Genomic DNA, 16,280 nt, shown 5'->3' with positions numbered 1-16,280 from the left:
TAATGAAATAAAGTTCTTCTGTTCGATCTCTGTGAAGAGCAACAACAGACAAAAACAAGCCCGGCGGATTATTCCGTCGGGCTTTCGTTATTTAATACACAGAAATGACATATATTTTTCCTAAAAACAACTATCAGATAAATAATAATCTTAACTTTACCACAAACAAAATCGTATAGCTATGAAAAATAAAGGAGAGATCATCGTTTATCAGCCGGAAAAAACTTTACAGCTGGAAGTCAGAATGGAAGATGAAACCGTTTGGCTGACTCAGGCGCAAATGGCAGACTTATTTGAGACAACCTCTCAAAATATAACACTACACATTAAAAACATTTATACCGAACAAGAATTGGAAACAGATTCAACCTGTAAGGATTTCTTACAAGTTCGTGAAGAGGGGAGCAGAATGGTAAAAAGAATACAGAAATTTTATAACCTTGATGTTATTATCTCTGTCGGTTACAGAGTTAAGTCAAGGCGTGGAACACAATTCCGTATTTGGGCCAGCAAGATTCTGAAAGACTATTTACTAAAAGGTTATTCTATCAACAAGAAAATTGAAGACATAGAAGCCAAACTGGTTGAACATGACCAAAAGATCGACTTCTTTATAAAAACGTCGCTTCCTCCCGTCGAAGGTATTTTCTTCGATGGCCAACTGTTCGACGCCTATAAATTTGCTGCTGATCTGATAAAATCGGCTCATAAATCAATTATGAGCCGATCACGATCAATCAGTTTAAACAATCGCACGATCGATTCCTGTTGATTGATGACAAAGATATTTATCATATCGGTGCTTCGCTGAAAGACCTCGGTAAAAAGTGGTTCGCCTTTTCTAAATTAAACCTGGAAATAAAGGATATTATGCAAAAGATCATTTAATGGGATCCATCTGCACACAACTCAACTCCGCCTTTTCAGCCCGTTGTACCTTTGTATTGTCAATCAGACAAAACAACAAATTATCAACCTTAAAAACAATTTATTAAACAATGGCTCAGGGCTACAAATTAGTAACAAGAAAAGTGACCGACCTGAAAGGCGGTGCAATACAGGAAAAAACTTATGCAATACCGGATTACAACGGCTACACCGACATGGACACACTGTGTGTTATGATCGGGGCGCGATCTACCGTCTCCAGTGCGGATGTGAAAGCAGTGTTGGACAACCTTAACTTCATTCTCGACATGGAACTCCGTGCAGGGCGTATCGTGCAGCTGGGTGAGTTCGGTAATTTCCGCCTCTCACTCTCCAGCAGGGGTGCTGCCGACAAGAAGTCGTTCACCCAGGCGGATGTCAAAGGAGCACGCGTGCTTTTCTATCCGGGTGCAGCGCTACGCAACACCAAGAAGCTGGTCGCCTTCACTTCTACCGAAAAGAAGGAAGACGGCGACTCCGGAAGCGGAGACGAGGACGACAGACCGGTGATTGAATAGTTGACAGTTGACAAGTGACAGTTGGCAAGGAAAAGAGTGAAGAAGAAACACAGTGTACAACTTTGGATTGCCGTGCTGCTGACAGCAGCCGGCATCCTGCTTTTATTTTTCGGCTTCTGGACGGCACCGCTGGGGGAAATCCATAACAGCGTGCTGGTGGCTTTCGGCGAGACAAGCACCTTTGCCGGGGCGTTGTTCGGGGTCGATTATAAATATAAATCTAATAAATAAGAATGCATCTCCAGCTATCAAAAAATTTCACCTTAGAAGAATTTACTTACAGCCGGATCGCCATCGAACAGGGGCTCGAAAACATCCCGAATCCGCAAGCGCTTCTGGCATTGAAAAACCTAACAACCCATCTGTTGCAACCACTTCGGAATCGTTATGGCAAAACCATCGCCATCACCAGCGGCTACCGCAACGAGGCTGTCAACCTGCTTGCAGGAGGCGTTAAAAACTCGCAGCATACGAAAGGCGAAGCAGCCGATTGCTATATCGCTGAAGGGCCGGAGGTTTTATTGGGAATCCTGCAAGCTTCCGGACTGGCTTTCGACCAGGCAATCGTTTACCGGCGGAAAAAGTTCCTGCATCTTTCCTATCGCGAAGGTTTCAACCGGCAGCAGGTACTTTACAAGTAGGGCGATGTATCAAAGTCGATATTAAGGAACGCAGATTACACGGACAGGCGACAGCCGAAATCCGCTTCCGGCACGACACCTTGTTTGTCACAGCCACCTGCGACAGCTTGCAGACGCTCGTTTATCAATATGAAGAACAGCTTGAACGGTTATTCGCACAAACGCAGGAAAAAAAGAAAGAGACAACGGTCTGGCAGCTCCCAACCTTATTGATCCTCCTGATTCTTTCCGGGTTGATCCTATTAAAGATGGTACGATAAACATTCCGATTTTCAATTCTTTTCGCTATCTTTGTTATCAAGATGAAACCAACAACATTATCTATCAAAGAGCTGAGTGTGATGTATTTCCCGCACAGCAACATCCGTAGCGCAGGCGTACAGTTAAAACGCTGGCTCGTGTATAACAAACCGCTCATGCAGGCCCTTGTCGATGCTGGCTACTATAACGGGCAGAAGATTTTAACTCCCAAACAAGTAACGCTCATTTTTGAATATCTGGGTGAACCCTGAAAGTTCTATTATCACAGAATACGCAGAGTAACGCGGACTTATTTTGTTGATAAACAATATATCTGCGTTACTCTGCGTTCGGTAAGCTGTTATTGTGGAAGTAATAACATTCCGTTCGTTCTTTTATTCAGGATAGGATTAAAGAAGATCTTTGCGTGCTCCGTATTTTCAATAGGAGTGCTTTTCAATCCTTTGTTCAAAATCTGGTTGAATGCAGTTTTAAGCAGCAATTCGTCGGGATCTCCCAATGGATATAAAGTGTTGTTTACAAACAATTCCTCCAACAGGATATCCGGAACGAAGCCGTCCTCGTAATTCGCGTTTCCATCCGCATTCTTTATATGCAGGACGATAGGGGAAATTAACCAGTCGTAGTCCTGGTTATCTCCGTATTGTTCGGAGCCAACGTTTTTTCCGATCGTTTGTTCTCCGATCAGTGTAATGTTCGATCTTCCCATATATGGGATCAGGCAGTTGATAACTGCCTCGGAGGCTGAGGCTGTATTCGGGCCTACTAACACATATAACCGTTTCAGGTCCAGATTCTCTCCGGATACAGAGGCGGCCGATTCTAAAGCCAAACTTCTGTTGTTATCCTTATATTTATCATTGTACTCCATTTTACAGAAGGTCTTACCCAGGTCTTTAGCAGGGGCAAGCATAGAAGTTAACAACTGTGCAGAAGTGACCAATCCTCCTCCATTATAGCGCAAATCGAGAACGAATTCGTTTACATTCTGAGACTTGAAGTTCGCAAATATCTGTTTCATTTGTTTATCCCATGTTTTGTCTTCGTAGCCATCTGGGCCGGAAGAGAAATGGTTGTATGCCAGATAGCCGATATGCTTATCTCCATAATGATAGACCGAGTCTTTTAAGAAAGGGGTGTTTTCTACCGGGAGGCTTGCTGAGATATTGACAGAGTTGGTGATTGTCCAACTCTTGTTTGCGGAATTGTATGTGCCGGTATAGAATTTGACAGCGTTTCCACTTCTTAATACACTGATGTCGGTGATGTTGGGTGTTTCGCTGTTTACAGCTAAAATCCAGTCGCCCCGCTTTAGGCCTGCTTCTGTTGCAGGTGAATTAGGGAGAGTGTATATTATCCAGGCAACTTTTGTATTTGTACCCGGTATTTTGGCTGTTGCAAAGTCGAAACCGTATGTCGATTCTTCGTCGATTGATTTGGTGGAAGTCTTTTTCTTTTCTATTCTTGAGAAATAATGATGCTCTGTTTCTCCCTTTAACACTTTGCCGTCTTTATCGGAAAGCAACAGGTTGAAGAATTTCTCGGGGTCGGTTGTCATGTCGAGTGATTCCTTTGCCGGGATTTCGTCATACCACATATAATGCTTTTCCATGATATCGTAGATCCAGGCATTTACATTCTCGTCGAGCGTTGGGTCCGGTTTTGGATCGTCTGTCGAGCAGGAGGCCATAACTATTGATAAACATCCCAGGAGGAAACAGAAATAATGTTTGTGATTCATCTTTTTTCTATATTGAAAAAGCCCCGATCTTATGCAAGATCAGGACTTTAATGTTCGTTATGCCAACAAATATACGATTATATTTTCTTTTCGATAACTGCTTGAACAACATTTAGAATGTAATCACCCAACTTTTCCGATTCGCCGACAAGGTCCATATAGTATACACCGTCCTGATACTGATACTTCTTGTTGTTGACATCTTCCATATTATGGATCTTCAACTGATTACGATAATTGTTGATTTCGTTTTCAATGTTGTAAGACTGGTTGATATCGTCGTGTACGACTTCCGGCATGTGAAGGATTTCATTCATTCGGGTCAACGCCTTTTCCAACAGGGCGAACATCTGGTCGATGTTGTGGTTCTGTTCGTCGGTGAACTCAGATTTGCCTTCGTTGCGGCGTCTGATACCACGTGCCAGGTTGTTACAAGAGTCGGCAATACTTTCTATTTCCGTAACGGTACGGAGCATGATGCGGATCTCTTCTTTACCTTCCGAGCTCAGGCGGCCTTCAGCAACGAATGTCAGGTAATTGGCGATCTCGATTTCCATGCGGTCGCTGATGTTCTCGTATTTCTCGATACGGCTGTATATTTTCAGGAAGTTATCCTCGTTCTTTTCATAGAACAGGTCCTTGACCATGCCGAACATGCGTTGCGTACGTTCTCCGAATACGGCAATTTCCTTTTTAGCTTGCATCAATGACAACTCGGACGTTGAAAGCATACCCGACGGAATGTATTTCAGCTGGAACTCTTCTTCGTCGCTGACATTCTTCGGCTTGATAAGGGCGGAACAAACATATACGTAGAATTTCACGAACCAGATCATGATACAAACATTGGCAATGTTGAATACGGTATGGAAGAGGGAAAGACCGTAAGAAACAGATACCTGTAAAGTCATTAATTGTTTTTGTAATGCAAGCAGGTGCGGGTCTGTAATCTGTGCGCTGGATGTGATCAGCGAGATCGTTTTAGGATCGAGCGTACTGAGGAACTGGGTCATTTCGTTCGGATCACCGGGGCCGTAGTTTGTTACGATCCAGGAAATCATATTGGTGAACGGATAGAACAGAGCCATAACCCAGCAAACTCCGAATACGTTAAACATCAGGTGGGCAATTGCTGCGCGGCGGGCCGACACGTTGGCCGAGATAGCTGCAATGTTTGCAGTGATAGTTGTTCCGATGTTTTCTCCCAATACCATGGCTGCTGCCATTTCGAAAGGTATCCATCCCTGTGTACACATGATCAATGTGATGGCAACGGTCGCACTGGAAGACTGTACGATGACTGTAAGGATAGTCCCTAAAAGAAGGAATATAAGAAGGGAAGGATATCCCAAAGAGGTGTAATCTTGTAGAAAAGAGAGAATTTCAGGATTGCTTTGCAGGTCGGGGACGGACGATTTCAGATAAGAAAGTCCCATGAAGAGGAAAGCAAAACCCATTAAAAACTCACCCCATGACTTTCGCTTGCTTTTGCCGGAGAATATCAGCGGGATACATATACCGATAAGCGGCAGGGAAAAGACGCTGATATCAACTTTAAAACCAAAGAGTGAAATAATCCATGCCGTAACTGTCGTTCCGACATTGGCTCCCATGATAACACTGATTGACTGGGTCAATGTAAGAAGTCCTGCGTTAACAAAACTTACAACCATCACGGTGGTGGCACTTGATGACTGAATGAGTGCTGTGATCAGAATTCCGGTCAGAACACCTGTGAAACGGTTAGTTGTCATTACAGAGAGAATGCCTCGCAGCTTGTCTCCCGCGACTTTCTGTAAACCTTCACTCATCACTTTCATTCCGTATAGGAACATACCTAATGCTCCTACAAGCGTAAGAAAATCAAAAAAAGAATAGTCCATCTATCTAAGTTTAAGTGGATAAATATCCGATTAAAATATATGTATGCATAATTATATTTTCTTTTCGATAACTGCCTGGACAACATTTAGTACATAATCACCCAGCTTTTCAGCTTCACTAACGATATCCATGTAATACACACCGTCCTGATACTGGTATGCTTTATTATTGATATCTTCCACATTATGTTGTTTAAGCAGGTTACGATAATTGTTTATTTCGTTTTCGATATTGTAAGATGGATTGATATCATCGTGTACCAATTCCGGTTTCTTCAATATCAGGTTCATCTGGTACAAAGCCTGAGTCACCAATTCGAATATTTTGTCTATATTGTGATTCTGTTTGTCGGTGAAGATCGACTTCCCTTCGTTCCGGTGTTTGATGGTACGTGCCAGGTTGTTACACGAGTCGGCGATACTTTCAATTTCCGATACGGCGCGGAGCATGATACGGATCTCTTCCTTACTTTCCGAGCTCAGACGGCCTTCTGCTACCAGGGTGAGGTAATTGGCTATCTCTATCTCCATATGGTCGCTGATGTTCTCGTACTTTTCGATCCGGTTGTACGTTTTCATGAAAGCGTCTTCGTCTTTTTCATAGTATGCCTCTTTCACCATGTTGAACATGCGGGTGGTCCGTTCTGCAAAAAGTGAAATCTCCTTACTGGCTTGCAGGATAGATAACTCGGCTGTCGACAGAAGGCCGCCGGTGATATAATGCAGGCGATATTCTTCGTCTTCCGGCTTCGATTTGATCACAAAACAAACCAACCGTTCGATCGGTTTTATAAACCATATTAATAATAATACGTTGCAGATGTTAAAGGCGGTATGGAATGCCGACAACGTATAAGTGATGGCGATGTCTTTTGGGGTATTCGGTGCCAGGTAGGTAACGATACTCTTGACCGTATCTATGAACGGATGGAAGATGCAAAGTACCCAGATGATTCCGAAGAAGTTAAATATGAAATGCGCAAATGCCGCCCTTCGGGCTTGTGCATTACCGGTAAGTGCAGCGATATTGGATGTCACGGTGGTTCCGATATTCTCTCCCATCACCAGAGCGATACCCAGGTACAGGTCGAGCACACCACTCGAACATAATATTAATGTAATAGCCATAACGGCCGCCGACGATTGGACTGCCATCGTAATGATACTTCCCACCAGCAGGAATAGCAACACAGACCACATTCCCCATTCCTTACAGGAAGTGATGAATGACAGGATCGCCTGATTATGCTCCAAGTCCATGTGCATGGCATTCTCCCGCAAGGTCGTCAACCCCAGGAACATAAATGCGAACCCGAAAACGAATTCACCTAATGATTTGCGACTGCTTTTTTTAGAGAAGATGAGAGGTAAAGCCAGGGCGAAGAGCGGATAGATAATGTTGGTCATGTTGAACTGGAAACCGAAAATCGACATGATCCAGGCGGTGACCGTTGTCCCTATGTTGGCCCCCATGATGACGGAGATAGCTTGTGTCAGAGTCAGAAGTCCTGCGTTTACAAAGCTGACGGTCATAACGGTGGTTGCTGTCGATGACTGTACTGCTGCGGTAACGAACGCACCGGTGAGTAGCCCGGTGAACCGGTTAGTCGTCATGGCGCCTAGGATATTACGAAGATGATCTCCTGTCAGTTTCTGGAGACCTTCACTCATAACTTTCATTCCATACATTAAAAGCGCAAGCGAACCGAGCAACTTTAGTACGGTAAAAATTGTATCATCCATCAAAAAAATAGTTATACCTGGAAGTATATCCGATTAATAGTCCTAACTTTAGGCAGCAAAACTACAAATAATAACTGATATAATATGTCTGAAACAATCACAATTTATTGCAAAAATAACAATAGCTATAAAGAGGTTCCTATCGGTTCTTCTCTATTAGACATCTATACGATGATTGGTGCGCCTTTGCGTTACCGCCCGATGAATGCGCAGGTGAACAATAAGGTAGAGGGTTTGAATTTCCGTTGCTGGCATCCGAAAGATGTTGAGTTCGTGGATTATACGCAGTCTTCAGGGCTTCGAACTTATGTCCGTTCCCTGTGTCATATCTTTTCCAAAGCGGTGAACGACGTACTCCCTTCTGCTACATTAAATTTAGAACATCCGATATCAAAAGGTTACTACTGTGTGATCCATAACGGAAAGAAGATCGATATCGAAACGATCGACAAGATAAAGAAGCGCATGCGTGAAATAATCGATGCCGATCTGCCTTTCCTTCATAAGACGGTTCGCACGGTCGATGCCACGGTCCTGTTCCGTGAACGCGGAATGAATGACAAAGCCCGCCTGATCGAAACGGCCGGGATGCCTTATACTTCGTATTATGAACTGGACGGTTACATCAACTTCTTTTACGGATGTCTGACCCCTTCAACCGGTTATATCCAACTGTTTGATATCGTGCCTTACTTTGACGGCGTATTGCTTCAGATACCCAAAAGAAGTAATCCGCTGGAACTCGAGCCGGCTATCCAGCAGGATAAGATGTTCGAAGCCTATAAGCAGCACTTAACGTTGCAACGTACTTTGGACCTGAATAATGTCGGAGACCTGAACCGTGCCATCGAGAGCGGCCATACCTCCGAACTGATAATGGTGTCGGAAGCCATGCAGGAGAAACAGGTTGCCAAGATCGCGGAAGAAATAGCGAAGCGGTATGAAGAGGGAGTCCGTATCGTTTTGATCTCAGGCCCTTCGTCTTCCGGGAAAACGACTTTCTGCAAACGCCTGGAAGTCCAGCTGATCACAAACCTGATCCACCCGGTAAGTATATCGCTCGACGACTATTTCCTGAACCGGGAAGATACGCCGAAAGATGAAACCGGCGATTACGATTTCGAATCGCTCTATGCCCTCGACCTTCCTTATTTCAACAGTGAGTTGAAGGATTTATTATCCGGGAAGGAAATCGATCTGCCGACTTTCGATTTTGGAACCGGTAAGCGTATTTATAAGGGTAAGAAACTGAAGATGCAGAAGAATTCAGTCCTGGTAATAGAAGGTATCCATGCCCTGAACCCCGAACTGACGGCTATGATAGACGATAAGTTCAAGTACATGGTCTATGTCTCCGTCCTTACCTCGATCTCGTTGGATAACCATAACTGGATACCGACCACCGACAACCGTCTGTTGCGCCGTATCATCCGTGACTACCGCTTCCGTGGTTATTCGGCAAAAGACACAATTGCCCGTTGGCCCAGTGTACGCCGGGGTGAGGATAAATGGATCTTCCCTTATCAGGAGAATGCGGATGCCATGTTTAACAGTGCCATGTTGTATGAACTGGCGGCCCTTCGCAAGTTTGCCGAGCCGATCCTGGCCGAGGTGCGCGAAAATGACAACGAGAACGCGGAGGCTTATCGCCTGTTGCGGTTCCTCCGTTACTTCAACTATATCCCGGATGTAGGGCTGCCCGGCACTTCGCTTCTGCGTGAGTTCCTGGGAGGAGGAAGTTTCAGGTATTGAACTTGCTGCGTATTCGTTTGACGAGTTCGTTGAAGTCTTCTTTGTCTGGGATGAATTCGCTTATCCGGGTCTGGTTATGCCGGCAGAACACAGTCATGGAAAACACCAGCATGGCACAGAATGCTATGCTGGAACTGATGGCTGCCCCGACAACGCCATAAAGGGGTATCAGTATATAACCCGCTATAAGCAGGGTAAGGAGTCCGATACAGGAACTGACTGCACTGTAACGTATCTTCCCGCTTCCGATGAAATAGTGGCTGAGTATACTGTTGCACCCTAAAGCGACAATCCCGACGGATAAGCCGAATATAACCTTTCGCATCCCTGTAAACTCAGGACTGAACAGATAATCCGTATAGATCCATTCCGGGATAAACAGAATACAGACGGTTGCCGACGCGATTGCACAAAAAGTAAGCTTGAACAGTTTCAGTGTCGTTCTTTTTTGTACATCGGCATCCGTCGTTTGTGCCACGCTGCTGTATTCGATGAAACTGACGCTCCGGCTGATATGCCAGACGCTTTCCGATATCTTTGTCCCGGCATCCAGCAACCCCACACTGCCCAGGCCGGCGAAACGTTGGATCAGGAAATAATTCAACCGGGTGGTAAGCACTTCGGCGATATTGTCTGCACTTCCCCAAAGTCCATAACTGAACATCTCTTTCAGGATGGAAACGAACGGTTTGTCTGTCGGCTTGTTCTCTCTTTTGATCAGGTAGGGGAAAAGCAAGGCCAGGCTACCGGCAAAGGCAATGCCATAAGCGATATATAATCCGTAGATGTAGGATGAAACTTCCTGCTTCCCGGCTATGTAGTAGAAATAGAGAAGGATAAAGAACAACAATCCCCCTTGCAGCATATAAGTAATGTTGAACCCTGTGATCCTGTCTTTACCCAGAAGGAAACGGGCATTGGTCGTAATGAAAGAAGATATCAGCGACAGTACATATATGTCTGTCAGGTACTCTTCCGGGAATAAACCGAAAAATAACATAAAAGCGCACGCCAGCCCTGATCCGATCAGGGGCCATGCATAAGCCGGGAACAAAATGGTGTGGATGGAATAACGGTTCATGAAATACACGATCGTATTACCCGAGAGAACCCCGTTGAATACGACAGCAATATTTATCGAAGCCAGGATGATACCCACCAGACCGACACCTTCCACCCCCAATGCCTTGGCATTAATGAAAATAAGCATCAGGTTCAGAAAGGCAATCAGATAGCGTGTTCCAATTGTCCCCAGTATCTTTTTCAGCATATAATTATAGTTTCAGTCCGTCCAGCAACCGCACATACGTATCGATCGCCTCCCTGATCTCCATTAAACCGATATATTCGTCTGCCGCATGTGAGCGAGCGGAGTTCCCCGGGCCGATCTTGACGGAAGGGAACGGCATAAGCGCCTGGTCACTCAGGGTAGGCGAGCCGAATGGCTCTTTCCCCATCATCACAGCCCGCTTAACGAACGGGTGATCCAATGCTGTCCGTGTCGAGTTGAGGCGGAAGCTACGGGCTTTCACTTCGCAGCCGACCTGCTCTTTGATCAGTTCGAACAGTTTCTCGTTGGGATAGAATTCATTCGTGCGGATATCCACGGTAAATTCGCAACGGTCGGGCACGACATTATGCTGTGTGCCGGCATGAATGATCGTTACGCTCATCTTCACCGGGCCGAGGAAGTCGCTCTTTTCCGGGAACTGGTACGTATGGAACCATTCTATATCTTTCATCGCCAGGCTGATCGCGTTGATCCCTTCGTTGCGGGCCGCATGTCCGGCTTTGCCGATAGAAACGCAGTCGAGTACCATCAACCCCTTTTCAGCCACGGCCGGCTGCATTCCCGTCGGTTCACCGACAACAGCGAAAGCGATCGGAGGAAGGTCGGCCAACGCACTTTCGAGGCCGTTCTTACCGGATACTTCTTCTTCGCAGGAAGCAAGGAAGATCAGGTTATAAGCCTGCTCTTTCCCGATCAGTTGCGTGAAGGCGGTGTAGAGGGAGACCACGCTTGCACCGGCATCGTTGCTACCGAGGCCGTAAAGCTTTTCGTCTTCGCTCTCTTCGGGGTTGAAGGGATCTTTCGTCCAACCGGAGGCCGGCTTGACGGTGTCGATATGGGAGTTGAGTAGCAGGGTCGGCTTGTTCAGGTCGAAACCCGGGGAGACGATCCAGAGGTTGTTGCCTTTGCGGTGTACCGTATGTCCGGCCGACTGCCAGGTCTGTTGCAGATAATCAGCTACTGCCGCTTCATCCCGGCTAAAGGAAGGGCGGGAAATCATTCCCTTTAATGTATCTATTGCTTCGTAGTAAAGTTCCATCTTATTCCGATAATAATTTGTTGACCGTTTCCCGGTCGCGGGCCAGTTGCTCTTTCAACTCGTCCAGCGAACCGAACTTGATATCTTCGCGTACATAATATATAAACGCAACGGTTATTTCGTTATTGTAAATGTCACCGGAGAAGTCCAGTATATTCACTTCCAGCGTGATGTTGCTGCCGTTGTCGAGCGTGGGACGGTCGCCGATATAAAGCATTCCTTTATATCTTTCCCCTTTCAGATAGACCCAGACGGCATAAACTCCGATGCCGGGGACGATCTTGAACGGTTCGTCCACCTGTATGTTGGCTGTCGGAAATCCCAGTTTACGGCCTACTTTGTAGCCGTTTACGATCGTGCCCCGCAGCTGGTACGGATAGGTGAGTAACTTGTCCGCCTCTTCCACCTGGCACTCTGTCAGCAACTTGCGTATCTCGGAAGAGCTGACAGCCGTCTGTCCGTCGTCATAGGGGGATGCTTTGACAACATCCATGCCGCAAGCCGCCCCATAGGTGACATACTGTTCGAATCCATCTTTCCGGTCGTGGCCGAAACGGTGGTCGTAGCCGATCAACAGGACTTCGACATGCAGCTTCCCGGCCAGTACGGTAGTGATGAACTCCTGTGCCGTAAGGTGCGATAGTTCGACGGTGAAGTCGAGGACAATGCAATAATCGATCCCTGTCGAGGCCAGTTGTTCCAGCTTTTCATCAAAAGAGTTGAGTAACTTCGGCTGATAATCGGCATGCAATACGGCGCGGGGATGTTCCGGGAATGTGATCACTGCTGAAGGCAGATTGCGGGCTTTCGCGGTCTCTTTCAGTTCATTTATCAGGAACCTGTGTCCCAGGTGCACGCCGTCGAAGAAGCCGATGGTGGCAGCCAGTTTCTTTCCTTTCAATAACTCCGTATCTCTGATAACTATCATTTTTCTTTTCTTTCGCTCGTTCAATAGAAAGGCAAAAGTACATAAAGAAGGAAATTAATCGTACATTTGGGCTGTCTATTAACAGATATATCTTAATATTAGTTATGAAAAGAGTCTTTTACCTTCTGGTCAGTCAGCTTTTTGCGGTGTCGCTTCTTCTGGCCGCCCCTATGCAGACAGAGAAACGAACCGTTGTTTTCACCCCTTCCGGTGGTGAGAAGGTGTATCTATTAACCCCCGGCAACAGCCTTACCGAGAATGTCTCGTTTCAGCAGGCGGATTATCCGACACGGAAATTCCTCCGCGTGGTAGGTGGTGTGAAGATGCCGGCACCTTTCCAGAACAGGGGGGAGGAGATGTTCCGCCGCTCCGAATTCTATATCGACGATAACCTCGACTCCGTTCATGTAAAGAAGGATAAATATTCCCTTTATTTCAAGGGAGAAGACAATAACTTCGAACGTCATGCCTATTACCGTGTGTCGGGCGATCTCTTGAAGGCCGGCGAACTGACCGTTACGCTGCCCGTTGTCAAACAGCAGAACCTGTCGGTCTCTCCCGGCGGCGACTTCGGGGTGGCTATCGAACTGTTCTACAAGAAACCGGGGCGTTATAAGGATGATATCTACGACCGTCCCGACTCTCTCCTTTATCTCAGTGTCCCCGAAGGAACATCCAAGTTCCGGAATATCACCGGTAAGTTTATCCTGCCGGAGAATGTGGCCTGTGCTTTCCTGCGTATCGGCGGGACACATTTCAGCGGAGAATGCTGGGTGGAAGCTCCCCGGCTGGTGCAAAATAAAAAACCGGTTTGTTCCATTCCGTTTACGAAGTTTGCCGATAAACCGGACGATTACAATTACTGGATCGGTTGCAACCTCGCCACCCGTAGCTGGCCGCGTTGGAAAGTGGACTACAACGGCGCGACCGTTTTCGAAGGCAATATCTTCGACCGGGCATCCGATGTGGCCGACTTCTATATCCTGCTGCCTGCCTCCGTCAGTGGAAAGGGCGACCTGAAGTTAACCCTGTTGAAAGAAGATAACCGGGCGGCTTATCCTTACGAACTGCGTTCGCTGGAGATTATAGAAGAGAGTGCGCGCGACTATGAAATAGTGTCTGTCCCCGAATATGTCACTGCCGGAAGCGCTTTCGGCGTTCTGCTCGAAACGAATAAACCGGATGTGAAACTCAAGATACAGGCTCCGGCCTCCGTAACTCCTTCATTCCAGGAAGTAGAACTGAAAGAAACAGGTTTGCATGTCGTGGAGTTCTGTGCTGATGGGATTGCCTCTGCAGTGCCGCTGACGTTCGACGACGGTTCCCGCAAGGCGGAAGCCACCATCCGCCAGATCATTCAAAAGGGACGCGATGAGGTGTACCTTTCTTCGGGCGACGAGATCCATATCGATAAGGAATACACTCCGTACGACTATTTCTTTAAATGGTATGTCTCAAACCGTATCGGTAACTGGTATCAATTCCGTCCCTCTTACCAATGGAGCGGCTTCCGCGTAGCCAATCCGGAGATCATCAGTCATTATACCGATTTGTTGAATAAGCTTCAAATGCCGTATGCGTGGCAGGTCGAGGGACGTACCCTGGCCGCGAAGCGCATCAATCCCGACCTTGAAACGTTAGCCTCACCCATGTTCCGGGGCAAGCAGGCGCATGAGAATGACGGTGGTTATTACTACTGGCAGCATTTCCTTTACCAGGGAGTCTTTTCCGATATGGCCGCCCGCAACCGTCCTTATGGCGGTATCTTTGCCAAGCACCGTCCTATCTATACGGATCATGGCGTTTTCATCCATTACGATCCGCAGGGTGTGAAAGATATGGCCGACGGAGCCCGCAAGCTGGTTGAGAACTTCCGCTATTCGAAAGGCGAAAGTACCCGCCATACCGGCCCGTCTTCCCTGTTCCGTTATCTGTATCAGGCGGGGTACAACTGGCTGGGAGCCGAACAGATGTACGGTCCCGAAGAGATCATCCTTTCTTCTCTCCGTGGCGCTTCACGGGCTTACAGCAAGCCGCAGTACGGTTCGTTGCATGCCATGCAATGGGGCTCCGGACCGTTTACCGACCCGAAACATTCCCTCCGCCTTTATATGTCGCTCGCCGTTGCCTACATGCACGGTTCTTCCCATATCAATACCGAGGAGGCCTTGTGGACGGACGAATATGCCAACGACCGTTATTCCAAGTCGGGCAAGGAGCATATGTATGCCCAGCATCGTGTACTCGATTTTATCGAGACACATACCCGCCGGGGCGAACTGAAAAGTAATATTGCCGTTATCCAGGGAAGGAATGATGCCTGGAAGTCGTTCGGACGTGGCAGCCTGTGGTCGCAGAAAGGCGATAAGTGGGCATTCAACAAGGCAACCGAAAGCTTCGACCTCTTGAATGTCTTCTATCCGGATAATACGGTGGATGCCTGCGGTCCCCAAGGTTGGTTCACCGCCACTCCGTACGGTACGGTCGACCTGCTTCCGGTGGAAGCTCCCTTGGACGTAATGAATAAGTACAAAGCGATGGTCTTCCTCGGCTGGAACAGCTTCGACGAGAATGATTTCCTGCGTATCCGCAACTATGTATTCGATGGCGGAACACTCGTCCTGACTGCCGCCCATCTGAACGTGGAGCTTCAACCGGATCAGCCTGTCAGCTTCCCTGCCAATGATGCCGTCATCCGTGAAATGTTGGGAGAGAACTACCGGGCACTGACCGCTAAAACCGAGCTTACCTTCGGAAACGGAAAGATCGTCTATTTCCCCGCTCATACCTATCCGGCAGAAAATACGTTGCGGGCTCAGTACGAAGCCACCCTGCGTGAAATCGCCGAAGCGACAGTCGCCGGTGAACAGAAGGCCGGCTGGATCGAGTCTGCCCCCTCCATCGGTTTCACCGTATGGGACAATAAAGACTGCCGCACGATCTATCTATTGAACACCGACTGGCAGAGTAACGAGTTGCAACATACCGCCAACTTCACCTGCAACGGGAAGAAATTCCCGCTCGATGTAAGGCGCTATCATATCGAAACCGTTCATTGTGCCGACGGCCTGGCTGTATCTCCCGGCAGCAACACGACGGATATCCTGTCGATCGACCGGGAAGGCGACGGCTGGAAAGTAACCATCCAGAATACGGAGCAGGATACGATCCGCTATTTCAATACCGAAACGGGTGCGATCGACTCCATCACTTTCGATGAACCGTCCGTACATAGTTTTATTGTAAAGTAAAGAAACGGAAAAGGGGCACAGGTCATGATTGGCTTGTGCCCTTTTTCTGTTTTACGACTTCGGGTGTCTTCCTGTTGCCTCTTGCCGGGATGTTTTTATCTTTCTGCCGGGGAAAAGATTTCCGGATGCCGTTATATTTTCTCTTAAGTGCCGATGAAATCTTTGTTCGACGGACGTCAGACAGCTGTTCGACCCGGCTCAGACAGCTGTCCCACACTCGTCGGACAGCCGTCCGACCTTTGTCGAACGAAAATTAAATCGGCAGGTAACCGAAAAGAGATGCCGGTGTAATGAGAATATCTGCC

At 47.2% G+C, this 16,280-nt stretch carries 12 protein-coding genes and 1 pseudogene; 7 read left to right on the top strand and 6 right to left on the bottom strand.

Annotation, left to right across the window (positions count from 1 at the left end):
* Positions 1 to 181: 181 nt before the first annotated feature.
* The 5 genes and pseudogenes from BQ7394_RS21960 (at position 182) to BQ7394_RS21940 (ending at position 2,598) form a co-directional block, all read left to right on the top strand.
* Positions 182 to 888 (top strand): annotated as a pseudogene (locus BQ7394_RS21960) (virulence RhuM family protein).
* Positions 889 to 998: 110 nt separating this feature from the next.
* Positions 999 to 1,445, top strand: coding sequence for an HU family DNA-binding protein (locus tag BQ7394_RS21955; RefSeq protein WP_075559363.1), 447 nt, complete (start codon positions 999 to 1,001; stop codon positions 1,443 to 1,445).
* 21 nt (positions 1,446 to 1,466) lie between these two features.
* Positions 1,467 to 1,676: a hypothetical protein gene (locus tag BQ7394_RS21950; RefSeq protein ID WP_235848800.1), complete on the top strand. Its 210-nt coding sequence runs from the start codon at positions 1,467 to 1,469 to the stop codon at positions 1,674 to 1,676.
* Between the two features lie 2 nt (positions 1,677 to 1,678).
* Positions 1,679 to 2,086, top strand: a complete 408-nt coding sequence (locus BQ7394_RS21945; protein WP_075559361.1) for a D-Ala-D-Ala carboxypeptidase family metallohydrolase — start codon at positions 1,679 to 1,681, stop codon at positions 2,084 to 2,086.
* Between the two features lie 302 nt (positions 2,087 to 2,388).
* Positions 2,389 to 2,598: a DUF4248 domain-containing protein gene (locus BQ7394_RS21940; RefSeq protein WP_075559360.1), complete on the top strand. Its 210-nt coding sequence runs from the start codon at positions 2,389 to 2,391 to the stop codon at positions 2,596 to 2,598.
* A gap of 89 nt (positions 2,599 to 2,687) precedes the next feature.
* On the opposite strand, the gene BQ7394_RS21935 is transcribed toward BQ7394_RS21940, so the two are convergent.
* The 3 genes from BQ7394_RS21935 to BQ7394_RS21925 all read right to left on the bottom strand — a co-directional run bounded on the left by BQ7394_RS21935 (position 2,688) and on the right by BQ7394_RS21925 (position 7,714).
* On the bottom strand, positions 2,688 to 4,088 hold the full coding sequence (locus BQ7394_RS21935; RefSeq protein WP_075559359.1) for a S41 family peptidase: 1,401 nt from the start codon (positions 4,086 to 4,088) through the stop codon (positions 2,688 to 2,690).
* A gap of 77 nt (positions 4,089 to 4,165) precedes the next feature.
* Positions 4,166 to 5,971 (bottom strand): Na/Pi cotransporter family protein, encoded by a 1,806-nt coding sequence (locus BQ7394_RS21930; RefSeq protein ID WP_075559358.1) that lies wholly within the window; start codon positions 5,969 to 5,971, stop codon positions 4,166 to 4,168.
* 51 nt (positions 5,972 to 6,022) lie between these two features.
* Entirely contained in the window at positions 6,023 to 7,714 is a 1,692-nt protein-coding gene (locus BQ7394_RS21925) for a Na/Pi cotransporter family protein (RefSeq protein WP_075559357.1), read from the bottom strand.
* Between the two features lie 84 nt (positions 7,715 to 7,798).
* Between BQ7394_RS21925 and BQ7394_RS21920 the strand changes: the two genes are divergently transcribed.
* Complete coding sequence (locus BQ7394_RS21920) at positions 7,799 to 9,466, top strand: nucleoside kinase (RefSeq protein WP_075559356.1); 1,668 nt, start codon at positions 7,799 to 7,801, stop codon at positions 9,464 to 9,466.
* On the opposite strand, the gene BQ7394_RS21915 is transcribed toward BQ7394_RS21920, so the two are convergent.
* The 3 genes from BQ7394_RS21915 to ribF are packed head-to-tail and all read right to left on the bottom strand — an operon-like array spanning position 9,456 to position 12,724.
* Positions 9,456 to 10,736, bottom strand: coding sequence for a lipopolysaccharide biosynthesis protein (locus tag BQ7394_RS21915; RefSeq protein ID WP_075559355.1), 1,281 nt, complete (start codon positions 10,734 to 10,736; stop codon positions 9,456 to 9,458). The genes BQ7394_RS21920 and BQ7394_RS21915 overlap by 11 nt on opposite strands.
* A 4-nt stretch (positions 10,737 to 10,740) precedes the next feature.
* On the bottom strand, positions 10,741 to 11,796 hold the full coding sequence (locus BQ7394_RS21910) for a M20 family metallo-hydrolase (protein ID WP_075559354.1): 1,056 nt from the start codon (positions 11,794 to 11,796) through the stop codon (positions 10,741 to 10,743).
* A 1-nt stretch (position 11,797) separates the two neighbouring features.
* Positions 11,798 to 12,724 carry a riboflavin biosynthesis protein RibF gene (gene ribF / locus BQ7394_RS21905; RefSeq protein ID WP_075559353.1) on the bottom strand — a complete coding sequence of 309 codons (927 nt, stop codon included), beginning with the start codon at positions 12,722 to 12,724 and terminating at the stop codon, positions 11,798 to 11,800.
* A 104-nt stretch (positions 12,725 to 12,828) separates the two neighbouring features.
* Here ribF and BQ7394_RS21900 point away from each other — a divergent pair, with 104 nt between their 5' ends.
* Positions 12,829 to 15,975 carry a hypothetical protein gene (locus BQ7394_RS21900; protein WP_075559352.1) on the top strand — a complete coding sequence of 1,049 codons (3,147 nt, stop codon included), beginning with the start codon at positions 12,829 to 12,831 and terminating at the stop codon, positions 15,973 to 15,975.
* Positions 15,976 to 16,280 lie beyond the last annotated feature (305 nt).

The sequence above is a fragment of the Parabacteroides timonensis genome (genome assembly GCF_900128505.1).
In the GTDB taxonomy this organism is placed as follows: Bacteria; Bacteroidota; Bacteroidia; order Bacteroidales; family Tannerellaceae; genus Parabacteroides; species Parabacteroides timonensis.
This window is presented reverse-complemented; position numbering and strand designations above follow the sequence as displayed.